At 34.6% G+C, this 22,353-nt stretch carries 20 protein-coding genes and 1 riboswitch; of the genes, 18 read left to right on the plus strand and 2 right to left on the minus strand.

Annotation, left to right across the window (positions count from 1 at the left end; all coding sequences use genetic code 11):
- Nucleotides 1-149 precede the first annotated feature (149 nt).
- Together AC4FRF_RS01310 and polA are read left to right on the plus strand one after the other, a co-directional pair.
- Nucleotides 150-545 (plus strand): hypothetical protein, encoded by a 396-nt coding sequence (locus AC4FRF_RS01310; RefSeq protein ID WP_491157637.1) that lies wholly within the window; start codon nucleotides 150-152, stop codon nucleotides 543-545.
- A 597-nt stretch (nucleotides 546-1,142) separates the two neighbouring features.
- Nucleotides 1,143-3,983 (plus strand): DNA polymerase I, encoded by a 2,841-nt coding sequence (gene polA, locus AC4FRF_RS01315; RefSeq protein ID WP_491157638.1) that lies wholly within the window; start codon nucleotides 1,143-1,145, stop codon nucleotides 3,981-3,983.
- A gap of 45 nt (nucleotides 3,984-4,028) precedes the next feature.
- Here the strand turns inward: polA and AC4FRF_RS01320 are convergent, their stop codons facing one another.
- Nucleotides 4,029-5,081 carry a LacI family DNA-binding transcriptional regulator gene (locus AC4FRF_RS01320; RefSeq protein WP_491157639.1) on the minus strand — a complete coding sequence of 351 codons (1,053 nt, stop codon included), beginning with the start codon at nucleotides 5,079-5,081 and terminating at the stop codon, nucleotides 4,029-4,031.
- A 355-nt stretch (nucleotides 5,082-5,436) separates the two neighbouring features.
- Here AC4FRF_RS01320 and rplM point away from each other — a divergent pair, with 355 nt between their 5' ends.
- The 4 genes from rplM (at nucleotide 5,437) to tsf (ending at nucleotide 8,312) form a co-directional block, all read left to right on the plus strand.
- On the plus strand, nucleotides 5,437-5,892 hold the full coding sequence (gene rplM, locus AC4FRF_RS01325; protein WP_128193672.1) for a 50S ribosomal protein L13: 456 nt from the start codon (nucleotides 5,437-5,439) through the stop codon (nucleotides 5,890-5,892).
- Nucleotides 5,892-6,278, plus strand: a complete 387-nt coding sequence (gene rpsI, locus AC4FRF_RS01330; RefSeq protein WP_491157640.1) for a 30S ribosomal protein S9 — start codon at nucleotides 5,892-5,894, stop codon at nucleotides 6,276-6,278. The genes rplM and rpsI overlap by 1 nt, the downstream gene beginning before the upstream one ends.
- Before the next feature lie 172 nt (nucleotides 6,279-6,450).
- Nucleotides 6,451-7,221 (plus strand): 30S ribosomal protein S2, encoded by a 771-nt coding sequence (gene rpsB, locus AC4FRF_RS01335; protein ID WP_491157641.1) that lies wholly within the window; start codon nucleotides 6,451-6,453, stop codon nucleotides 7,219-7,221.
- 128 nt (nucleotides 7,222-7,349) lie between these two features.
- The gene (tsf, locus tag AC4FRF_RS01340) at nucleotides 7,350-8,312 is read left to right on the plus strand and encodes a translation elongation factor Ts (RefSeq protein WP_491157642.1); all 963 of its coding nucleotides are present in this window, start codon (nucleotides 7,350-7,352) and stop codon (nucleotides 8,310-8,312) included.
- A gap of 63 nt (nucleotides 8,313-8,375) precedes the next feature.
- On the opposite strand, the gene AC4FRF_RS01345 is transcribed toward tsf, so the two are convergent.
- Nucleotides 8,376-9,404, minus strand: coding sequence for a LacI family DNA-binding transcriptional regulator (locus AC4FRF_RS01345; protein ID WP_491157643.1), 1,029 nt, complete (start codon nucleotides 9,402-9,404; stop codon nucleotides 8,376-8,378).
- A 158-nt stretch (nucleotides 9,405-9,562) separates the two neighbouring features.
- Here AC4FRF_RS01345 and AC4FRF_RS01350 point away from each other — a divergent pair, with 158 nt between their 5' ends.
- From AC4FRF_RS01350 to AC4FRF_RS01405, 12 genes are all read left to right on the plus strand, one after another.
- Nucleotides 9,563-12,187 (plus strand): TonB-dependent receptor domain-containing protein, encoded by a 2,625-nt coding sequence (locus AC4FRF_RS01350; RefSeq protein ID WP_491157644.1) that lies wholly within the window; start codon nucleotides 9,563-9,565, stop codon nucleotides 12,185-12,187.
- An 87-nt stretch (nucleotides 12,188-12,274) separates the two neighbouring features.
- A complete protein-coding gene (locus AC4FRF_RS01355; protein ID WP_491157645.1) occupies nucleotides 12,275-13,576 on the plus strand; it encodes an MFS transporter in 1,302 nt (433 codons plus the stop codon).
- Between the two features lie 4 nt (nucleotides 13,577-13,580).
- Nucleotides 13,581-14,765 (plus strand): glycoside hydrolase 100 family protein, encoded by a 1,185-nt coding sequence (locus tag AC4FRF_RS01360; protein ID WP_491157646.1) that lies wholly within the window; start codon nucleotides 13,581-13,583, stop codon nucleotides 14,763-14,765.
- Nucleotide 14,766: 1 nt separating this feature from the next.
- Entirely contained in the window at nucleotides 14,767-15,690 is a 924-nt protein-coding gene (locus tag AC4FRF_RS01365; protein WP_491157647.1) for a carbohydrate kinase family protein, read from the plus strand.
- Nucleotides 15,691-15,856: 166 nt separating this feature from the next.
- Nucleotides 15,857-16,504: a queuosine precursor transporter gene (locus AC4FRF_RS01370; protein ID WP_491157648.1), complete on the plus strand. Its 648-nt coding sequence runs from the start codon at nucleotides 15,857-15,859 to the stop codon at nucleotides 16,502-16,504.
- 2 nt (nucleotides 16,505-16,506) lie between these two features.
- A complete protein-coding gene (locus tag AC4FRF_RS01375; protein ID WP_491157649.1) occupies nucleotides 16,507-17,070 on the plus strand; it encodes a DNA-3-methyladenine glycosylase I in 564 nt (187 codons plus the stop codon).
- An 88-nt stretch (nucleotides 17,071-17,158) separates the two neighbouring features.
- Nucleotides 17,159-17,266, plus strand: a riboswitch (TPP riboswitch).
- Between the two features lie 67 nt (nucleotides 17,267-17,333).
- On the plus strand, nucleotides 17,334-17,540 hold the full coding sequence (gene thiS / locus AC4FRF_RS01380) for a sulfur carrier protein ThiS (protein WP_491157650.1): 207 nt from the start codon (nucleotides 17,334-17,336) through the stop codon (nucleotides 17,538-17,540).
- A 109-nt stretch (nucleotides 17,541-17,649) separates the two neighbouring features.
- Nucleotides 17,650-19,473, plus strand: a complete 1,824-nt coding sequence (gene thiC, locus AC4FRF_RS01385; protein WP_491157651.1) for a phosphomethylpyrimidine synthase ThiC — start codon at nucleotides 17,650-17,652, stop codon at nucleotides 19,471-19,473.
- Nucleotides 19,474-19,563: 90 nt separating this feature from the next.
- Nucleotides 19,564-20,163 carry a thiamine phosphate synthase gene (locus AC4FRF_RS01390; RefSeq protein WP_491157652.1) on the plus strand — a complete coding sequence of 200 codons (600 nt, stop codon included), beginning with the start codon at nucleotides 19,564-19,566 and terminating at the stop codon, nucleotides 20,161-20,163.
- Nucleotides 20,136-20,891 carry a hydroxymethylpyrimidine/phosphomethylpyrimidine kinase gene (locus tag AC4FRF_RS01395; protein WP_491157653.1) on the plus strand — a complete coding sequence of 252 codons (756 nt, stop codon included), beginning with the start codon at nucleotides 20,136-20,138 and terminating at the stop codon, nucleotides 20,889-20,891. Before AC4FRF_RS01390 ends, AC4FRF_RS01395 begins: the two co-directional genes overlap by 28 nt.
- Nucleotides 20,884-21,522 (plus strand): thiamine phosphate synthase, encoded by a 639-nt coding sequence (locus AC4FRF_RS01400; protein WP_491157654.1) that lies wholly within the window; start codon nucleotides 20,884-20,886, stop codon nucleotides 21,520-21,522. Before AC4FRF_RS01395 ends, AC4FRF_RS01400 begins: the two co-directional genes overlap by 8 nt.
- Nucleotides 21,503-22,279, plus strand: a complete 777-nt coding sequence (locus AC4FRF_RS01405) for a thiazole synthase (RefSeq protein ID WP_491157655.1) — start codon at nucleotides 21,503-21,505, stop codon at nucleotides 22,277-22,279. The genes AC4FRF_RS01400 and AC4FRF_RS01405 overlap by 20 nt, the downstream gene beginning before the upstream one ends.
- Nucleotides 22,280-22,353 lie beyond the last annotated feature (74 nt).

Consider the following 22,353-nt stretch of genomic DNA (forward strand, 5'->3'; position numbering starts at 1 on the left):
CGCTCCCCCAAACGCTGCCGCACGAATCCTTTCGTGTGGTATGTTCAACTAATCTTTGTGGAGCTACTGGATGAGATTCCTCCTTTGTCGAAATGACAAAATCCAGAATAACTTCACTAAAAAACAACCAAACATTTAAACTAAAAATCATGACAAAAGAAGAAGAAATCGAACTTAATAAAGTAGTGAACAAAGGCCAAATTTTCATCAATTTCCCTGTAATGATAGTGATGTTTGGATTAATGGGGCTTTTCTATTATTTGAATAAGCTAGATTTGATTTCGAGACCAATAATGCTAGTTGGCTTTGCAATATCATTTATTTTAGGTTGGCTGGTTTGGTCGTTATTTATTACTAAATGGCGAATTTGGGCTTTTGAAAAAACCGATGAAAGATTCCATAGCATTTTAAAAAACGAAGCCATAAAAGCAAAACTAATTTGGCCTGACGGACATATTTTTGAAAAAACAGAAATACGAACAGCGGCACAAAAAGCTAAGATTAAAGCGATAAATGATAGAATTGAGGAGTTAAACAACCACTAACTTTAAATCAGGATGAATTTACTACTTACTAAAACCTATTTATTTTTCTTTTCCATTATTCCTTTAATTCTTGCTTTTTCATACTACAATCCCAAAAAAACCTTTGATATAAACATTGGGGATACCTACTTCGTTATTTTGAATTTACATTTGGGAATAATACTGTCTGTATTTTATTTTATCCTTGGTTTACTTTATTTCATCTTACACAAAAAAGAAATACACTTAAACAACTGGATCATCTATACGCACTCATTATTAACCATTGGAGGTCTAATTTTGATATGGTTGTTACTAAAAAGAATCAATAATAATCCGACTAAAAATTTTGAAGAAATTCTAAAATCCATTAGAATAAATCAATTTTTAACCTACACCTGTATTACTACAGTATTTAGTATGGTTTTGATTCAGCTAGTTTTTGTTATTGACATATTTTTGAAACTTATTAAAAGGTAGCTTTCCCTTATTTTATCAAAAAATTACATTTTTCCGTAATACTCATTACGCTCACAAAACCTTTCTGTCTCAAATCATCCTTTAAAAAAAGACAATTTTAAAAAGCTTTGCTTATTTTTACATCCAAATAATTTCAATATGTCAGCTCAAAAACGTCTTTTTCTACTCGATGCCTATGCTTTAATTTTTAGAGGGTATTATGCCTTTATTAAAAATCCAAGAATCAATTCTAAAGGTATGGATACCTCGGCCATTATGGGATTTATGAATTCGCTAATGGATGTGATTAAGCGTGAAAAACCAGATCATTTGGCGGTAGCTTTTGACAAAGGCGGTAGCGATTTGAGAAACGAATTGTTTCCGGAATACAAAGCCAATCGTGATGCAACTCCCGAAGCCATCAAAATTGCAGTTCCTTATATTCAAGCTTTATTGAATGCCATGCACATTCCTATTATTGAAGTAGCAGGTTACGAAGCCGATGACTTGATAGGAACGATTGCTAAACAAGCCGAAAAACAAAACTACCAGGTGTATATGGTGACTCCGGATAAGGATTTTGCCCAATTGGTTTCGGAAAATATTTTTATGTACAAACCTGCCCGAATGGGTAACGGAATCGAGATTTGGGGGATTCCTGAGGTTTTGGAAAAATTTGAAATCGAAAGACCAGAACAGGTAATCGACTATTTGGGAATGATGGGTGATTCTGCCGATAATATTCCTGGACTACCAGGTGTAGGAGAAAAAACTGCTAAAAAATTCCTGGCTGAGTACGGCTCAATGGAAAATTTATTGGCAAATACACACCAATTAAAAGGTGCTATAAAAACCAAAATTGAAGCTAATGCCGAATTAGGTTTATTATCCAAAAGGTTAGCAACAATTTTATTAGACTGTCCTGTGACTTTTGACGAAAAAGATTATGAGCTTTCGACTCCTGATGTGGAGAAAACAGATGCTTTATTCAACGAATTAGAGTTTAGAAGAATGGCAGAACAATTTGATGCTATTTTCAAAAAAGGTGAAGCAGCTGGTCCAACAAATAACGTTGACGAAGCCAAATTATACAAAAAACCACAGCCAAAAAACGAAGAACAGTTTGATCTTTTTGGGAGCGCCATTGCAGATGAACAAACTTCAAACGGATATCATCAGTTTTACAATACACTGGAAAACACAGCACATTCATACCAAATCATCCAAGGCGATTTAGGAGTTCGCCTGCTGTTGCAAAATTTACAAAAACAAACTTCCGTTTGCTTTGATACCGAAACTACTGGATTAGATGCATTGCATGCAGAATTAGTTGGAATGTCATTTTCTTATGAAAAAGGAAAAGGATTTTATGTTCCGTTTCCAGAAAACCAAGAAGAAGCCAAAACTTTGGCAGAAAAATTCATTCCGTTTTTTGAAAACCCTGAAATTGAAAAAATTGGACAAAACATCAAATACGATTTAAAAATCCTTTCAAATTATGGCATTCGCGTAACTGGAAAATTGTTTGACACCATGATTGCGCATTACTTGATTAATCCAGATATGCGTCATAATATGGATATTTTATCGGAAACCTATTTAAAATATTCGCCAAAATCCATTGAAGATTTAATTGGTAAAAAAGGAAAGAATCAAAAATCGATGCGCGAAGTCGCTTTGGAAGACATTAAAGAATACGCTGCCGAAGATGCTGATGTTACTTTTCAACTGAAAGAATTATTTGCTGTCGAATTAGAAAAAACAGCAACTCAAAAATTATTTGACGAAATCGAAATTCCGCTTGTTCCTGTTTTGGCTGCAATGGAAACCGAAGGAATCAAATTGGACGTTCCATTTTTAAAAAGCATGTCAATCGAAATGGCTGCTGAAAGCAATGCTTTGGAACAAAAAATATATGAAACCGCCGGAGAGAAATTCAATTTGGCTTCGCCAAAACAACTGGGTGATATTTTATTTGACAAATTGAAAATTGGCGGCGCCAAACAAAAGAAAACTAAAACAGGACAATATGCTACTGGCGAAGAAGTTTTATCCTATTTAGCCAATGACAACGAAATTGTACGTGACATCTTGGAATGGCGCCAAATGGTAAAATTGCAAAGTACTTATATTGATGCTTTACCCAACCAAGTCGATTCTAAAACAGGACGCGTTCATACGGATTACATGCAAACTGTTGCCGCAACAGGACGTTTGAGTTCGAATAATCCCAACTTGCAAAACATCCCGATTCGTACCGAAAGAGGCCGATTGATTCGTAAAGCCTTTATTGCTCGTGATGAAAATTACACCTTAGTTTCTGCCGATTATTCTCAAATAGAATTGCGTGTGATTGCGGCTTTGAGTGGTGAAGAAAATATGATTAAGGCTTTTCAAAACAACGAAGATATTCACAAGTCAACAGCTTCTAAGGTTTTTAATGTGCCGCTTGAAGAAGTAACTCGTGAACAACGTAGTCATGCTAAAACGGTAAACTTTGGAATTATCTATGGTGTTTCAGCTTTTGGACTTTCAAATCAAACCAACCTTTCCCGTTCTGAAAGTGCCGAATTGATTGAAGCTTATTACAAAACCTACCCAAGACTAAAGTCTTTTATCAATGAGCAAATTGATTTTGCCAGAGATCATGGCTATGTACAAACGGTTTTAGGCCGTCGTCGTTACTTAAAGGATATTAATTCGCAAAACGCTATTGTTCGTGGTGGTGCTGAGCGAAATGCAGTGAACGCCCCTATTCAGGGATCAGCAGCTGATATTATCAAAATTGCGATGATTAATATTCATAATAAATTAATCGCCGAAAACTGGAAATCAAAAATGCTATTGCAGGTTCATGACGAACTCGTGTTTGATGTTCACAATGAGGAACTAGAACGAATCCAACCAATGATTAAACACGAAATGGAAAATGCTTTTAAACTGGAAGTTCCTTTAGTAGTTGATTTAGGAATGGGGAAAAATTGGCTGGAAGCGCATTAATTTTAGTTGTCAGAGCAGTTGGCAGTGAAAACAAAAAATCCATTCTTATTTCTTTTTAAGAATGGATTTTTTTATAGTTCTAGAAGATTCTCTTTCTTTTAAATTCGTTTTTATTACAACAGTTTGATAAGGTGCTTCATTTTCTTCATCACCTTCCAAACGTTCAATGAGTAATTTGGCAGCCACTTCTCCAATTTCTACTCCGTGTTGACTTACCGTGCTTAAACTTGGCGTTAATCGTCGGGAAGCCAAAATTCCATCGGCAAAACCAATAATGGATAACTCTTCCGGAATTTTATAGCCTTTTTTAATCGCTACTTTCAAAGCTGCAACCGAATCGCGTTCGTCTAAAGCAAAAACACCATCTATAGCATTGTTTTCAAAAACAGCTTCAATTTTTTTCTTCATATCATCTTCAGAATTAGTGCGAAGAATAATATTCTCGTTTACTGCAATTCCATTATCTGCCAAGGCTTTCAAATATCCTTCGGTTCTTAATTTCCCTACACTTAAATCATCTACCGAAGAAATCAATGCAATATTTTTACAACCGGTATCAATTAAACGTTGGGTAACATTTAAGGCAGAATCATAATCATCCACCACTACCTTATCACATTCTACTTCATCCGCAATGCGATCAAACATTACAATTGGCGTTCCTTCATTAATAATATCGATAAAATGAGAGTAATCTTGAAGTTTTTGAGCTTCTTGTGAAACCGACAATATAAAACCATCGGTAGTTCCATTGCTCAACATTTCTAAGGTGTTAATTTCTTTCACTAAGGATTCATTCGAAATACAAGTAATTACGTTATATCCTTTTGCATCGGCTACCTTTTCGATTCCACTAAAAACTTTGGCAAAAAAAGAATTCAAAATATTAGGGATAATTACCCCTATCGTTTTTGTTTTTCTATTTTTTAAATTCAAACCAATGATATTAGGTTTGTAGTTTTTGAGTTTAGCATACTCCTTAATCTTAATTTTAGTTTGACTACTAATCTCCGGACTATCATTGAGTGCTTTAGAAACTGTAGAAACAGAAACATTAAGTTCTTTGGCAATTTGCTTCAGTGTTGCTTTAACTTTCATAATGAATTATATTGTCTTTGTTTATAGCCATTTAGAATAGTGACTCTAAAAATACTTTGAAAAAAATAACGATACATAGACTTTAAAATCAAATTGCACCTACTCTATTCTTTCCATCGCAAGATGGCAAGATAATCAAATTATTTTTCATATCAAATGTAAGATAATTTTAGAACCAAAGCACCAACTAGAATTATAAAAAAGTAGCACTCTAAAGCGTATTAAATATCCAATTGATTATCAGCACAAAAACCTAAAAAAATTATTCAATTAAGGTATTTGTATTTAAAATAATTAATTGTACTTTTGCAACCCCTTTATTGGGGATGGAATGTTTAATTAAAAAATTTTTATTGTGAACGCATTAAGCTACAAGACAATTTCAACTACAAAGGCAAACTCTACTAAAGAGTGGATCGTTGTAGATGCAGAGGGTCATAACTTAGGACGTCTTGCTTCTAAAGTCGCTATGATTTTAAGAGGAAAGTACAAGCCAAGCTATACCCCACACGTGGACTGTGGAGATAACGTAATTGTTATCAACGCAGAAAAAATCAACCTTACAGGTAACAAAATGGACGAGAAAATTTACATGCGTCACACAGGTTATCCAGGAGGACAAAGAACTTTAACTGCTAAAGTATTGCAAGCAAAAAATCCTGCAGCTTTAGTTGAAAAAGCAGTAAAAGGAATGTTACCTAAAAACAAATTAGGAGCTGAACTTTTCAGAAATTTAAATGTTGTTGTTGGAGCTGAGCACAAACAAGGAGCTCAAAAACCAAGAACTGTTAACCTAAACGATCTTAAGTAATGGGAGTTATTCACAAAATCGGTAGAAGAAAAACCGCTGTTGCACGTGTTTATGTTTCAGAAGGAACAGGAAAAATCACTGTAAACAAAAAAGAATTAGCAACTTATTTCCCAACAGCTACTTTACAATACAAAGTAATGCAACCAATGTCTATGACAGAAAATGCTGAAAACTTTGACGTAAATGTAAATGTTTACGGAGGTGGTGTAACTGGTCAGGCAGAAGCTGTAAGAATGGCAATCGCTCGCGCTATGTGTGAAGTTAACGCTGAGAACAGATCTGTATTAAAACCAGAAGGTTTATTAACAAGAGACCCAAGAATGGTTGAACGTAAGAAATTCGGTCAGAAGAAAGCTCGTAAGAGATTCCAATTCTCTAAACGTTAATATTGCCTGTCTTGTTCACAGGAGCAAGACTTTATTGAATTTATTATTGAATTTAAACAATGTTGTTGTTGTCTCACCAAGGTGAGAAATTAGTTTAGCATCTAAATGCATTTAGCCGAGAAATCGCCATTCATGCATTGCTTACTCAACAGAACGTAAACTAGTACAAAAAATGTCAAGCAAAATAGAAGTAAAAGAATTACTAGAAGCAGGTGTTCACTTTGGACACATGACTAGAAAATGGGACCCAAACATGGCTCCTTACATTTATATGGAGCGTAATGGTATTCACATTATCAACCTATATAAAACTGCAGCTAAAATTGAAGAAGCTAACGAAGCTTTGAAAAAAATTGCTGCATCAGGTAGAAAAATATTATTTGTTGCTACCAAAAAACAAGCAAAAGACATCGTAGCTGAAAAAGCTGCTGCTGCAAACATGCCTTACATCACTGAAAGATGGCCAGGTGGAATGTTAACAAACTTTGTTACTATCCGTAAAGCAGTTAAAAAAATGTCTTCTATTGATAAAATGAAGAAAGATGGTACTTTTAACACCTTATCTAAAAAAGAGCGTTTACAAGTAGATCGTCTTCGTGCTAAATTAGAAAAAAACTTAGGTTCAATCGCTGATATGTCTAGACTTCCAGCTGCATTGTTCGTAGTAGATATCAAAGCTGAGCACATCGCAATAAAAGAAGCACAAAAATTAAACATTCCAGTTTTCGCAATGGTTGATACTAACTCTGATCCACGTGAAGTAGATTACGTTATTCCAGCTAATGATGATGCTTCTAAATCAATCGATAAAATTTTATCTTTAGTAACTACTGCAGTTATCGAAGGACTTTCTGAAAGAGGTTCTGAGAAAGAAACTGCTGAAGCAACTACTGAGGAAGCTCCAGTAGCAACTGAAACTGCTACTCCAGCAACTGAAGAATAAATAATTTTTTAAATTCCAAGTTTTAAATTCCAAATTCCAAAATCAGATTTTTAACGATCTGATAACGTTGGGATTTGGGATTTGAAGATTGGAATTTTTACTTTTAACATTAAAACACAAGATATATTATGGCAACAATTACTGCTGCAGACGTAAATAAATTAAGACAAGCTACAGGAGCCGGAATGATGGACTGTAAAAAAGCTTTAGTTGAAGCTGAAGGAGATTTCGATAAAGCTATTGAAAACCTTAGAAAAAAAGGACAAAAAGTTGCTGCTAACCGTTCTGACCGTGAGTCTTCTGAAGGAGCTGCTGTTTCTTTTATCAATGCTGACAAAACTAAAGGAGCTATCATTACATTAAACTGTGAAACTGATTTCGTAGGTAAAAACGAAACATTCGTATCTTTAGCAAAAGAATTAGTTGAAAAAGCAATCAACTTCTCTTCTAAAGAGGATTTCTTAGCTTCTGATTTCAACGGAATTACAGTTGCTGAAAAATTAATTGAGCAAACTGGAGTTATCGGTGAAAAAATCGAAATCGGTGGTTTTGAAATTTTAGAAGGTGCTTACGTTGGATCTTATGTTCACGTTAACAAAATTGCTGCATTAACAGCTATTTCTGCTCCAATTGCAAATGCTGAAACTTTAACAAAAGACATCTCTATGCAAGTTGCATCTATGGGAGCTGATACATTATCTTACAAAGATTTTGATCCTGCTTTCATCGCTGCTGAACTTGATGCTCGTATTGCTGTAATCGAAAAAGAAAACGAAGAAGCAAAACGTTTAGGTAAAACTTTGAAAAATGTTCCTAAATATATCTCTTACGCTCAATTAACTGAAGAAGTTATCAAACAAGCAGAAGAAGATGCTAAAGCTGAATTAAAAGCAGAAGGAAAACCAGAGCAAATTTGGGATAAAATTATTCCTGGAAAAGTACAACGTTTCATTTCTGACAACACTACTTTAGATCAGGAAAAAGCTTTACTTGACCAAAACTTCATCAAAGATGACAGTAAAAAAGTGGGTGATTATGTTAAAGGATTCAATGTTGAAATTTCAGGTTTCAAAAGAGTTACTTTAGGATAATATAAACCGTTTTATTCTATACCAAAGAGCGATTTTCTAATTGAAAATCGCTCTTTTTTTATATCAATTATTCCTCATTGTAGATTCTCGAACAATGATACCCGTTTCCAATTCAATTATCTTCGGCTTAAATACCCTTCCTTCTTTACGACAAAGCATTTCCTCTAATAATAAGTTAAAAGCAGCCACTCCCATTTCATAGCTAGGTTGATCAACAGTACTTAATTTTGGCGTAATAACCTGAGAAACAAGCCAATTACTAAAACCAATTACAGCAATTTGATTAGGCACCTGAATTCCTTTTTCATTAAAATGAGCCAAAACACCAACTGCTACCAAATCAGTTATAACAAAAATCCCATCAATTCCTTTGTCTTCTTCTAAAATTTGTTTCGCAAATGCAACTCCTTGCTCAAAAGTGATGCTTTTACAAGCATAAACTAAACTTGAATCAAAAGGGATTCCATTTTTTTCTAATGCTTTTTTGTAACCTAAAAAACGATCAATAGCATTTTGTGGATTTTCAAGACCACGAATATGCGCAATTTTTTTACACCCCATATCAATAAGATGCTGAACCGCTTCCATAGCTGCTTTTTGATCATTAATAATAACTTTAGAACTCGGAATTAATTTAGCTATTTTATCAAACTGCACAAATGGAATTTCTTTTTGGAGAATTTCCATAATATGAGCATCATTGTTTGAATCATTAGACAACGACATAATAATCCCATCTACTCTTTTATTAATCAAAAGTTCTACTTGCTTCTTCTCTAATTCTAAAGATTCATTAGACTGAAGAATAATAACCAAATAACCGTTTTTTTCTGCCTCAGCAATAATACCATTTACAACCCCAGAAAAAAAGTGATGCACCACTTCAGGAATAATAAGCCCGATAGTTTTAGATTCTTTGGTTCTTAAATTAACTGCAAAACTATTAGGGATATAATGCAGCTCTTCAGCAAGAGCAACTACCGCTTTCTTAGTTTTTTCACTAACATCTGGGTAATTTTTTAATGCTTTTGAAACAGTTGTAATGGATATACCTAAGGTATTAGCTATCTCTTTTAAAGTGGTCTCTCTCATAAAAACAAATATCGCAAAAAAATTCTTAACAAAATCGAAAACGTTTTCGGTAATTTCGAAAACGTTTTCGTATAAAAACATTAATTTTATTTTGCTGATTAAATATACATTTGATAAAAAATAACCAAATAAATTATTAACTAAATAATTATCCAATCATGAAAACAGCAAATTCATTATTTAAAAAAACGGGAATAGTTATAGCATTATTGCTATTTAATATTTCTTTTTCACAAAATTCCAATTTATCAGGAACTGTTACTGATGCAACAGGAGCAGCAATTCCAGGTGTAAATATTGCCATAAAAAATACCAACAAAGCCATTGCAACTGATGTTAATGGAAAATATTCATTTGCTAATCTAAAAAATGGAACAGTAAATATTATTGCAACCTATATTGGTTTTAAAACTGTAGAATCAAAAGTCACAATTAACGGAAACACCATACAAAATATCTCATTAGTTGAAGATGCAAATGTTTTAGATGATGTAGTGGTTACAGGTGTTGTAAATCCAAAAGCAAAAATTAAATCTAGTGTTTCCATTACTACTTTAGGAACAGAACAAGTAACCCAATCAGCACCAAGATCAACTGCTGAAATCTTCAGAACCATTCCTGGTATTCGTTCAGAATCTTCAGGAGGTGAAGGGAACTCAAATATCTCTGTGCGTGGTGTACCAATATCTTCAGGCGGATCTAAATATTTACAACTTCAAGAAGATGGGCTTCCTGTATTACTATTTGGTGATATTGCATTTGCAACAGCGGATATCTTTACAAGATTTGACGGAAACATAGCTAAAATTGAAGCCATTCGTGGTGGATCTGCATCTACTTTATCTTCTAATTCACCTGGTGGAATTATCAACTTTATCAGTAAAACTGGTAAAACCGAAGGTGGTAACATCAGTACAACTTTTGGATTAGACTACGGAAATTTTAGAACCGACTTGGATTACGGATCAAAAATTGGAGACGGATTGTATTTTCACGTTGGTGGTTTTTACAGAACTGGTGAAGGAGTAAGAAAAACAGGATTCAATAGCAATAATGGTGGTCAATTTAAATTCAATATTACTAAAGAATTCGAAAACGGTTCGGTTACTGTTTATGCTAAATTCTTAAATGACAGAGCAGCCGCTTATATGCCAATGCCAGTAGCTGTTTCAGGAACAAATGCAAATCCTACTTGGAAAAGTGTTGATGGTTATGATGCTACAACCGGTGCTTTACAATCTATTTATTTGACTCATAGCCTTGGATTAGGTCCTGATGGAAATGTTCGAAGAGAAGCTGTAGCAAATGGAATGCATCCTGTCTCAAAATCAATTGGTGCAAATGCTTCATTTAATTTAGAAAATGATTGGAAAATTACCGATAACATTAGATTTTCATCTAATTCAGGTGGATTTATCTCTCCTTTTCCTGCAGAATTAGGAACAGCATCAGCAATTGCAAATTCTTTTGGAGCTGGATCAACTTTAAGCTATGCAGACAATGGAGCTCCTTTTAATACTCCAAACGGATTAGTAGCAAGAATTCACATGTTCGACACTCAATTAAACAACATGGGGAATTTTATGAATGATTTACGTTTGACAAAAAAATTCGATAAAATAGGAATTACAGCAGGATTGTTTAAATCGATGCAAAATATCTCAATGTCATGGTTGTGGAATTCCTACCTTCAAGAAGTATCAGATGACAATCCTCGTCTAATTAATGTTAGTAATGTAAGCGGCGGTGCCTTGTCAGAAAACGGCTTATATGCTTACGGAACACCAGCTTGGGGAAATTTAGCTAGAAATTACGATACACAATACAATGTTTCTGCTCCTTATATCAATATCTCTGTTGATGCAACTGAAAATTTATCCCTTGAAGGAGGTTTACGTTATGACAAAGGAAAAGTTACTGGTTCATTTGCAGGAGGTGTTTCAACTACTTATGACATCAATAATGATGGCGTAATTTCGGCACCAGAGCAAAATGTATTCGCAATTGATAATGCTAATCCTACAGCTGTAAACTATGATTACGATTATTATTCATACACTTTAGGAGCTAATTTACTTTTAGCAAGCAGACAATCTGTATTTGCAAGAATAAGTAGAGGTGCTTCAGCTAAAGCGGATAGAATTTTATTCAGTGGACTAGATTATTTAGACGGAAATAAAATTAATGCATTAGACTTTTTAACTCAGGCAGAAATTGGATTCAAACAAAAATTCAATAACGGATACCTTTATGCTACAGCTTTTCATTCTAAAACGGATGAACAAGGAGGTTTTGAAGCAACTTCAAACAGCATTATCAAAAACAATTACAAATCTATGGGTGTAGAATTAGAAACAGCTTATAATGTTACTGATAATTTAGATGTAAGAGGTTCTTTAACTTATACAAAAGCTGAAATTACTTCAGGAGCAAACGATGGAAATCAACCAAGAAGACAACCTAAATTAATGTATAGTTTTTTACCAACTTATAAATTCATGGATAAAAAGAATACACTTGGTTTAAGCTTCATTGGTCAAAGTAAAGCATATGCACAAGACTCAAATCAATTAGTTATGAATGGTTTTGTAATTGTAAATGGATTTGTAGAAGTAGGCATTGCAAAAGGATTATCTTTAAATGTTTCTGGAAACAACCTATTCAACACCTTAGCAATCACTGAAGCTGAAGAAGGAAATATCACTGAGAATACCGTAAATTATGTTAGAGCAAGATCAATGACAGGAAGATCAATTTCTATGGCTCTATCTTATAAATTTTAATACAATTGTTTCATAAATGTTAGTTGGTTACCAATTCCTGTACTTTTATAGTACAGGAATTGATTTAAAAATTTAAAAAACACAATTATGGCATTTTCTAAACCTAAACTTAGTTTTTGGCAAATAATCAACATGAATGTCGGCTTTTTTGGCATCCAATATAGTTTTGGCTTGCAACAAAGTGCTGTAAATCCTATTTATGATTTTCTACACGCCAGTCCAGATCAAATTCCAATATTAAATTTAGCAGGACCTTTAACTGGATTATTAATCCAACCTATTATTGGAGCCATGAGTGATAAAACCTGGCATCCAAAATGGGGTCGCAGAAAACCCTATTTTTTTATAGGAGCTATTATTTGTAGCATTGCCTTATTCCTTTTTCCCTTTAGCAGTTCGTTATGGATGGCAGCAGGTTTACTCTGGATTTTAGACGTAGGAAACAATACAGCAATGGAACCTTACCGTGCATTTATTGCCGATACTCTTAATGAAGAACAACAACCTACCGGTTTTCAGGCACAAAGTTTCTTTACTGGATTTGGACAATTCTTATCTTATATTTCTCTATTTCTGTTTCCCATTATTTTTATTGGCTATACAGGACAATTGCCAAACTGGATTTATGCCTCTTTCTTTTTAGGAGCAGTACTTTCGGTAACATCCATTTGGTGGAGTATGAAGAAAACTAAAGAGATTCCACCAACAGCAGTAGAGATCGAAAAAATGAAATCAGAACCCTTAAATCTCTTTTCTCCTTTTGTCGATATCTATCATGCCGTATTAGAAATGCCAAAAGTAATGTGGCAACTCTTTTTAGTCTATTTATTTCAATGGTATGCTTTAATGTGTTTTTGGCAAAACAATTCAAAAAGTATTGCCTTATCTGTTTGGGATGTTACACCAGCTAACAAAGTAGGATACGAAAAAGCAGTTGAATGGATGGGGCTTATTGGTGCTTTTGGCTTTATAGTTACCTTTTCGGTAGCATTTTATCTGGCTAAATTAGCCAAAAAGCACAGCCCAAAAATGGTACATTTTATATGCCTGCTTTTTGGAGCTATTTCCTTTTTATTTTTCCCAGTAATACAAAATCAATATATATTCTTTGCAGTAATCATTGGTTACGGAATTGCTTGGGCGAGTATGATGGGAATTCCTTATCTCATGGTAGTTTCTAATATCCCCAAAGAGCGCTACGGAGTTTACATGGGTATCATCAACATGATGATTGTTATTCCAATGATTATTCAAAATTTATCCTTTGGATTCATCCTAAAACATTTTTTGAATAATGATCCGCGTTTAGCCATAACATTTGCTGGAATCTTATTACTACTCGGCTCCATGAGTACCTTATTAATTAAAGTTAAGAAAACAACATTCTAGTATTATGAATACTGATATCAATTATACAAAAGCAATTGAATTACTCGAAAAATCATCTTCCTCAGAAGGTTTTTTAGCAAGCGCACAAAACATTTCCAATTACAAAAGAGTTTGGGCACGTGATGGTGTAATATGTGGACTCGCAGCCTTAGCGTCAGGACAAGACGATTTGATTGAAACTTTTAGAAAAACATTAGAAACTTTAGCCAAAAATCAACATACTAACGGCACCATTCCTTCAAATGTAATGGCTAACGGCAATGAAACCGAAGTAAGTTACGGTGGATTAGCAGGAAGAGTCGATGCTGTAACTTGGTTTATTATTGGGATTTGCCAATATGCTTTTTACAAAAACGATCCTTCTTTTGTTGAAAAATACCAAGCCAATATCGAAAAATGTTTGACATTAATGGAAGCTTGGGAATTCAACAACAAACACCTAATGTATGTTCCATTATCAGGAAACTGGGCTGATGAATACATCACGGATGGTTATGTTTTATACGACCAACTGTTGCGCATTTGGGCATTAAAAAGCTACAATCATTTTGCAAAAAACACTGCAATCACATCTAAAATTGAAAAAATAACGGAGCAAATAGAAATTAATTTCACTCCGAATTCAGGAGGTGAAAAATACCATGAAAGAACCTATAATGAAATGCAGTTTGGGGATTTCATGCCATGCTCCTTCTCTCCTGCTGGATATAAAACGCAATTTGATGCTTTCGCAAATTCATTGGCAATACTATTAAATATCGGTTCAAAAGACTTTCAAGAGAAAACCATTCAACATGCCGAAGCAATTAGAAATCAAAAACCACTGAAATTAATTCCAGCTTTTTGGCCTCCAATTAAGGAAACTGATGCCGACTGGAATTTATTGAAAAACAATTTCAAATACGAATTCAGAAATTATCCAAATGAGTTTCACAATGGAGGAAGTTGGCCAATGGTGAATGGGTTTTACGGCTTAGCTTTGCTTGCTCAAAATCAAAATCAAAATCAAGAAGCAAATAAACTTTTAGAAGCAATAAATCACGCCAATCAAAAAGAGGATTTTAGTTTTTACGAAAACTTTAATACTGAGACAGAAATGCCAAACGGAGTTCCGTTTTGTACTTGGAGTGCTGCAGCAACTGTTTTATTACATCAAGGAATTACTGCAAATTTTAAATTATTGATTTAAAATGGAAAAGACAATCGACATCATATGCATTGGGGAATTACTCATTGACTTTATTGGTAATGAAATCAATTTACCCATTTCTAAAATAGAAAATTACCATCGCTTTTTAGGTGGTTCACCAACAAATGTAGCTATAAACGGAGCTAAATTAGGTCTCAAAACAGCCTTAGTTGCCACTTGCGGCAAAGATGGTTTAGGCGACTTCATGATAGAAGAATTAAACGAAAATAAAGTTATAACTTCTTATGTTAAACAAACAGAAGAACAACCTTCATCAGTAATTTTCGTTTCCAAATCAAGTGAAACACCTGAATTCATTCCGTACAGACAAGCGGATTATCATATTAAAAACAGTCAGATTACAGACGAATTACTTAAAACTGCAAAAATATTTCACACTACTTGTTTTGCCTTAAGCAAAAATCCAGCGCGTGAAACCATTTTAGAAAAAGCAAAAAAGGCACAACAGTTAGGATTACAAACTAGTATCGATCTTAATTTTTCAGAAAAAATTTGGCCAAATAGAGCCGAAGCTAAAACCATAATTGCAGCATATTTATCTACAAATCCTTTGGTCAAATTGAGTGATGATGATTGTTTTAGATTATTTGAAGAAAACAAAAGTGACGACTATATTTTTGATTATTTTCATCAATTAGGAGCATCCACCATTTGCTTGACAAAAGGAAAAGAAGGAGTGGTTTTATCTGATGTAAAACTTGGTGTCATTCATAAAAAAGCCAATTTTGTTGCCAACGTAAAAGACACTACAGGAGCTGGAGATGCATTTTGGACAGGTTTTTTATACAGCAAACTAAAAGGAAAAGAACCACTAGAATGTATTGATAATGCTCAAAAACTGGCTAGTATTAAAATACAACATCTTGGTCAATTGCCAAATAACATAAAACTAGAAGAAATTTAAGACCTTCTTTCATTACACTACAAACAAACCCTAACCTGAATGTTCTTAAGTTCCATTTTAATTTTTTAAAGTGGAACTTTTTTATTTAAAAAAAACTGTCCACGTTTTCTAAAAAAGCTCTTTTTCAAAATAAAAAACTAAATTTGGATGAATCAAAAAGCGGCCTATGTTTCAATCCAAAAAAGACCTTGTTTACGTAATTCTGGCTGGAATATTTATTACTAACGCTGTCGTGGCCGAATTAATAGGTGGAAAACTAATTTACGTCGGTCCTTATCTTATGAGTGTCGGTATTTTACCTTGGCCCATTGTATTTGTTACCACCGATTTAATCAACGAATATTTTGGCCAAAAAGGGGTTAAAAAGCTTTCCTTAATTACCGCCTGTTTAATTGCCTACTGCTTTGTGCTGCTTTTTATTGCCTTAAAAATTCCTGCTGTAAAAGGAGAAGGCCTCGTGACAGACACTCAATTTCACGCTGTATTTGGCCAAAGTATGTGGATTATCGTGGGTAGTATCACTGCCTTTCTTGTTTCGCAACTCATTGATGTTAGTATTTTCCATTTTTTCAAAAGAAAAACAGGAGACAAAATGATTTGGCTTCGAAGTACAGGTTCTACCGTTATATCACAACTTTTTGATAGTTTTATTGTCCTTGGAATTGCTTTTTGGATGACCGGAAAAATAAATACCGAACAATATATTACTTCAGCTTTTACAGGCTATTTTGTAAAGTTAATTATCGCTATCTTGCTTACTCCTTTAATTTATTTAGGACATTCATTAATTGAAAAATACATTCATAACAAATAATTATGGAAAACAAACTACGCTGCGCCTGGTGCGAAAAAGACGATTTATACCGAAAATACCACGATGAAGAATGGGGAAAAGCCGTTTATGACGACCCAACATTATTTGAATTCTTAACGCTGGAAACCTTTCAGGCAGGATTAAGTTGGTATACGGTATTGGCAAAAAGAGAACATTTTAGAGCTGCTTTCGATAATTTCGATTATAAAAAAATTATAAATTATTCCGAAGAAAAAATCGAAGAATTACTATTGAATCCAGGGATCATTCGAAACAAATTAAAAGTACGTGCAACAGTTACTAATGCTATTGCTTTTATGAAAGTTCAGGAAGAATTTGGCAGTTTTTCTAAATATATTTGGGGTTTTATTGACGGAAAACCTATTGACAACAAACCCAAAACTCTAAAGGAAGTTGCTGCTACTACTCCACTCTCGGACGCCATTAGTAAAGATTTAAAAAAACGAGGATTCAAATTCGTGGGTTCCACCGTAGTATACGCACACATGCAGGCTACCGGAATGGTGAACGACCACATAGAAAGTTGTTGGACTAGAAACCAGTAATCAGTGTTCCATTTTAAAGGTATTCAGCACAAAATTGTTAAACTTCTGTTTTCTAACTTCTGTTTTCTAACTTTTTGCTTACATTTGTCTCACACTTTAGGGGTGTCTGCTTCCGAGAATTCGGAAAAAGGCTGAGATTTTACCCTCTGAACCTGATCTAGTTCATACTAGCGTAGGGAAAAGTAAGATGACTTCCATAGTCCCATTTTTTTGGGCGCTTTGTAGCCATTCCTAAAGTATTTTTTATTTAAAAAAATCAAGGAATGGAACTAAAAATCAACAACCAAATCAAACAATTTCAAGCAGATGCCCTAAGCATTCAAGCCCTGCTCGATATTGAAATTCCGCAAAAACAAAACGGCATTGCCGTAGCTGTTAACAACAATGTAATCCCTAAATCCAATTGGGACAATCACCTGCTATCCGAAACTGACGACATTTTAATTATCTCCGCCACTCAAGGCGGTTAAAACAATTTAAAGATTAAAAGATTTAAGAATTTAATGATTCGAATCTTTCAATCTTTCAATCTTTCAATCTTTCAATCTTTCAATCTTTCAATCTTTCAATTAAAAAAATATGACAAACGAAGAACAAATATCCAGACAGCCTTTTCCTAATTCGACAAAGGTTTATATCGATGGTGAAATCCACCCGATAAAAGTGGCGATGCGCGAAATCAAATTATCTGACTCTAAACTTTCTAAAGGTGGAGTAGAAAAAAATCCAGCTGTAACTGTTTACGATACTTCAGGCCCTTACACTGATCCAAATATCGAAATCGATGTTAGAAAAGGATTACCACGCATTCGTGAACAATGGATTAAAGATCGTGGTGATGTTGAAGAATTAAGTGAAATTAGCTCAAATTATGGAAAAGAACGTTTGCATGATGAGAAACTAAATCATTTGCGTTTTGAATACCTGCACCAACCGATGCGTGCCAAAAAAGGAGCCAATGTTTCCCAATTGCACTACGCAAAAAAAGGAATTATTACTCCCGAAATGGAATACATTGCCATTCGTGAAAACCAACGCATTGAACAATTAGAGAATCAAACTAAAGCCATGCAATGCCAACATGCAGGTCATAGTTTTGGTGCCAATACTCCAAAAAATAAAATCACTCCGGAATTTGTTCGTAGCGAAGTTGCTGCCGGTCGTGCCATTATTCCTAACAACATCAACCACCCGGAAAGTGAGCCGATGATTGTAGGTCGTAATTTCCTGGTAAAAATCAATGCAAATATTGGAAACAGTGCCGTTACATCCTCTATCGAAGAAGAAGTAGAAAAAGCTGTTTGGGCTTGCCGTTGGGGAGCTGATACCATTATGGATTTATCAACCGGAAAAAACATCCACGAAACTCGTGAATGGATCATCCGAAATTCACCCGTGCCTATTGGAACCGTTCCTATCTACCAAGCTTTAGAAAAAGTAAACGGAATTGCCGAAGATTTAACCTGGGAAGTTTTCCGTGATACTTTAATCGAACAGGCTGAACAAGGCGTTTCATATTTTACAATTCACGCAGGAGTACTTTTAAGATACATTCATTTAACTGCTAATCGTGTGACAGGAATTGTTTCCCGTGGAGGTTCTATTATGGCCAAATGGTGTTTGTTTCACCACAAAGAAAATTTCCTGTACACCCATTTTGAAGAAATATGCGAAATCATGAAACAATATGACGTAGCTTTTTCCCTTGGAGATGGTTTGCGTCCGGGTTCAATTGCCGACGCTAATGACGCCGCTCAGTTTGCCGAATTAGAAACTCTAGGTGAACTGACCAAAATCGCTTGGAAACATGATGTACAAGTTTTCATCGAAGGACCAGGTCATGTTCCGATGCACATGATTAAAGAAAATATGGACAAGCAATTAGAGCATTGTTCAGAAGCACCATTTTATACTCTTGGTCCATTAACCACTGACATTGCTCCGGGTTACGACCACATTACTTCTGCTATTGGAGCAGCGATGATTGGCTGGTACGGCTGTGCAATGTTGTGCTATGTAACGCCAAAAGAGCACCTTGGTTTACCCAACAAAAAAGATGTAAAAGATGGGGTGATTACCTATAAAATTGCTGCGCATGCTGCCGATTTAGCCAAAGGACATCCTGGAGCGCAATACCGTGACAATGCCTTGAGTAAAGCCCGTTTTGAATTCCGTTGGGAAGATCAATTTAACTTATCGCTTGATCCAGATACAGCCCGTGAATTCCACGATGAAACCTTACCTGCTGATGGTGCTAAAGTAGCGCATTTTTGTTCGATGTGTGGCCCAAAATTCTGTTCTATGAAAATATCACAGGAAATCCGTGATGTGGAAGAAGCTAAAAAAGGAATGCAGGAGAAATCAGAAGAGTTTATTGAACAAGGAAAAGAGATTTATGTGTAAAATGATTGAAAAATTGAATGATTTAAAGATTAAAAAACTGTCTAAATAATCTTTAAATTCTTCAATCATTAAATCTTTTAATCTAAAAAAATGATAATCATATCCAATCCAACTGCAGTAGCAAATGAAATCAACACCATTCATTCTCTTTTCGAGAATGGACTGGAGTTGTTTCATGTTCGAAAACCAGCATTTTCAGCTTCTGAAATGAAAGACTTTGTGAATGCAATTGGATTGGAATTTCGAAATAAACTGGTTTTACACAGTCATCATTATTTGGCTGAAGACTTAGGTATCATTCGACTTCATTTATCTGAAAAAGAAAGAAAAGAAATCAGTACTGAAGCACTATACGAATACAATGAAAAAAGAATTCGACTATCAACATCGACACATTCCATTGATGATTTTAATCATTTAAGACTGTTTTTTCAATATGCGTTTTTAAGTCCTGTTTATCCCAGTATTTCAAAAGCAAATTACCAATCGGAAACTAATTTATTAGAAGACATTAAAAACAGAAGCAATTTTTCAACTCAATTAGTAGCTCTTGGAGGAATTTCTTCGGAAAATATAAGCAAAACTATTAAAGTCGGTTTTGATGATGTAGCCCTTTTGGGGACTATCTGGAACAGTGAACAACCAATTAAAAACTTTGAATTATGCCAACAAATCGTCCTTTCGTATTAAGTATCGCAGGTTTCGACCCTTCGGCTGGTGCTGGAGTCTTGGCAGATATCAAAACTTTTGAACAACATAAAGTATATGGTTTTGCCATTAATACAGCAAACACGATTCAAACTGAAAATGAGTTTGTTAGCCTTCAATGGACTGCACTTGATTTTGTATTGCAATCCATCACAACATTGTTCCAAGCCTATGAAATTAAAGCAGTAAAAATTGGAATTGTCCCTTCATTGGATTATTTAAAATCAATTGTCTTTTTAATAAAAAGGCTTTCAATTGAAACTAAAATAGTTTGGGACACCATTTTAAAATCGACTACAGAATTTGACTTTTTAGCCATAGAAAATCAAAATGATTTGATTGCTATCTTAAACGAAATAGATTTGATAACTCCCAATTATAACGAAATTTTGACATTGGATTCCAATGAAAAATCCATTGAAATCATCACCGAAAAACTAGCTATACATTGCGCTGTTTTATTAAAAGGCGGTCATAATCCAAACGAAATTGGCATTGATTATTTACATATTCAAGACCGTTTTTTTAGGCTTTCGCCAAAGAATACCGAAATATTTCAAAAACACGGTTCTGGTTGTGTTTTATCAGCAGCCATTACAGCCAATTTAGCCTTAGAGCAAGAACTTTTAAATGCTTGTAAAAATGCTAAAGAATACACCGAACAATTTTTATTATCTAATCCAACACTTTTAGGAAATCATCATGTATAATCGCTTACAATACATCTCACAAGGAAACAGCATTGACGAACAATTGCAGAACATTCGCGAAGCCTTAGAACATGGTTGCCAGTGGATCCAGCTTCGTTTCAAAAAAGGAAACTCAGAAGATACTTTTACTTTGGCGGAAGCCGTAAAAATATTATGTCAGGAATATTCGGCCACTTTTATCATCAATGACAATGTTCCGCTTGCGCTAGAAATAGGTGCCGATGGCGTTCATTTAGGACTCAACGATATGAAGATAGCCAATGCGAGAGCCATTCTTGGGAATCAAAAAATCATTGGTGGAACGACTAATACTTTTGAGGACGTTCTTAGTCAAATCAATCAGGGAGCCGATTATATTGGTTTAGGCCCTTTTCGATTTACGACAACCAAAGACAATTTAAGTCCGATTTTAGGTTTAGAAGGTTACCAAAATATTCTTGACCAACTAAAAAAAGAACAAATAAAAACTCCTGTTTATGCCATTGGAGGCATCCAACTGGAAGATGTGGAATCGATTATGAACACAGGAATTTATGGTATTGCTGTTTCAGGTTTGATTACCAAAAATGACCATAAAAACAAATTAATAACTGCACTTAACGAAAAATTATATGGAAACGTCATTGTTTAAAATAGGTGACAAAGAGCTACAATCACGCTTGTTTTTAGGAACAGGCAAATTTGGTTCGAATGCCCAAATGGAAGAAGCTATTTTAGCCTCAGAAAGCGAATTAGTGACTGTTGCATTAAAACGGGTTGATTTAGAAACAGATACTGATGCTATTTTGTCGCATTTGAAACATCCAAAAATCAACTTATTACCCAATACTTCTGGAGCCAGAAATGCCAAAGAAGCCGTTTTTGCAGCGCAACTTGCAAGAGAAGCATTAGAAACAAACTGGTTAAAACTGGAAATTCATCCCGACCCAAGATATCTTCTACCCGACCCTATTGAGACTTTGAAAGCAACGGAAGAATTAGCTAAACTTGGCTTTATCGTTTTGCCTTACATCCACGCCGACCCGGTTTTGTGTAAACGATTAGAAGATGCGGGAACGGCAGCAGTAATGCCTTTGGGTTCGCCAATTGGTAGTAACAAAGGATTAAAAACAATTGATTTTTTAGAAATCATTATTGAACAAAGCAAAGTTCCTGTGATTATTGATGCCGGAATTGGCGCTCCATCGGATGCTGCAAAAGCAATGGAATTAGGCGCCGATGCCGTTTTAGTCAACACAGCCATTGCGGTAGCTGGAAACCCAAAATTGATGGCAGAAGCATTCAAAGAAGCTGTTATTGCAGGAAGAAAAGCTTTTGAAGCTAAACTGGGACAACAATATTCTCAGGCTGTAGCTTCGAGTCCTTTGACAGCATTTTTATATGAGTAATTTTCTTAACCACAAAGTACACAAAGCAAACGCTCAGCTCATCAAGCTTTGTGTTACTTGTGAAATATCTTAGT

This window comes from Flavobacterium sp. ST-158 (assembly GCF_058309975.1).

Bases quoted from the DNA above. Each gene is read 5' to 3' on its own strand.
- AC4FRF_RS01375 (WP_491157649.1), top strand. From the start codon at position 16,507: ATGGAAAACAAACTACGCTGCGCCTGGTGCGAAAAAGACGATTTATAC.
- AC4FRF_RS01360 (WP_491157646.1), top strand. From the start codon at position 13,581: ATGAATACTGATATCAATTATACAAAAGCAATTGAATTACTCGAAAAA.
- AC4FRF_RS01320 (WP_491157639.1), bottom strand. From the start codon at position 5,081: ATGAAAGTTAAAGCAACACTGAAGCAAATTGCCAAAGAACTTAATGTT.
- rpsB (WP_491157641.1), top strand. From the start codon at position 6,451: ATGTCAAGCAAAATAGAAGTAAAAGAATTACTAGAAGCAGGTGTTCAC.
- AC4FRF_RS01400 (WP_491157654.1), top strand. From the start codon at position 20,884: ATGTATAATCGCTTACAATACATCTCACAAGGAAACAGCATTGACGAA.
- tsf (WP_491157642.1), top strand. From the start codon at position 7,350: ATGGCAACAATTACTGCTGCAGACGTAAATAAATTAAGACAAGCTACA.
- thiS (WP_491157650.1), top strand. From the start codon at position 17,334: ATGGAACTAAAAATCAACAACCAAATCAAACAATTTCAAGCAGATGCC.
- AC4FRF_RS01390 (WP_491157652.1), top strand. From the start codon at position 19,564: ATGATAATCATATCCAATCCAACTGCAGTAGCAAATGAAATCAACACC.
- AC4FRF_RS01395 (WP_491157653.1), top strand. From the start codon at position 20,136: ATGCCAACAAATCGTCCTTTCGTATTAAGTATCGCAGGTTTCGACCCT.
- AC4FRF_RS01310 (WP_491157637.1), top strand. From the start codon at position 150: ATGACAAAAGAAGAAGAAATCGAACTTAATAAAGTAGTGAACAAAGGC.
- rpsI (WP_491157640.1), top strand. From the start codon at position 5,892: ATGGGAGTTATTCACAAAATCGGTAGAAGAAAAACCGCTGTTGCACGT.
- AC4FRF_RS01370 (WP_491157648.1), top strand. From the start codon at position 15,857: ATGTTTCAATCCAAAAAAGACCTTGTTTACGTAATTCTGGCTGGAATA.
- AC4FRF_RS01355 (WP_491157645.1), top strand. From the start codon at position 12,275: ATGGCATTTTCTAAACCTAAACTTAGTTTTTGGCAAATAATCAACATG.
- polA (WP_491157638.1), top strand. From the start codon at position 1,143: ATGTCAGCTCAAAAACGTCTTTTTCTACTCGATGCCTATGCTTTAATT.
- AC4FRF_RS01345 (WP_491157643.1), bottom strand. From the start codon at position 9,404: ATGAGAGAGACCACTTTAAAAGAGATAGCTAATACCTTAGGTATATCC.
- thiC (WP_491157651.1), top strand. From the start codon at position 17,650: ATGACAAACGAAGAACAAATATCCAGACAGCCTTTTCCTAATTCGACA.
- AC4FRF_RS01350 (WP_491157644.1), top strand. From the start codon at position 9,563: ATGAAAACAGCAAATTCATTATTTAAAAAAACGGGAATAGTTATAGCA.
- AC4FRF_RS01405 (WP_491157655.1), top strand. From the start codon at position 21,503: ATGGAAACGTCATTGTTTAAAATAGGTGACAAAGAGCTACAATCACGC.
- AC4FRF_RS01365 (WP_491157647.1), top strand. From the start codon at position 14,767: ATGGAAAAGACAATCGACATCATATGCATTGGGGAATTACTCATTGAC.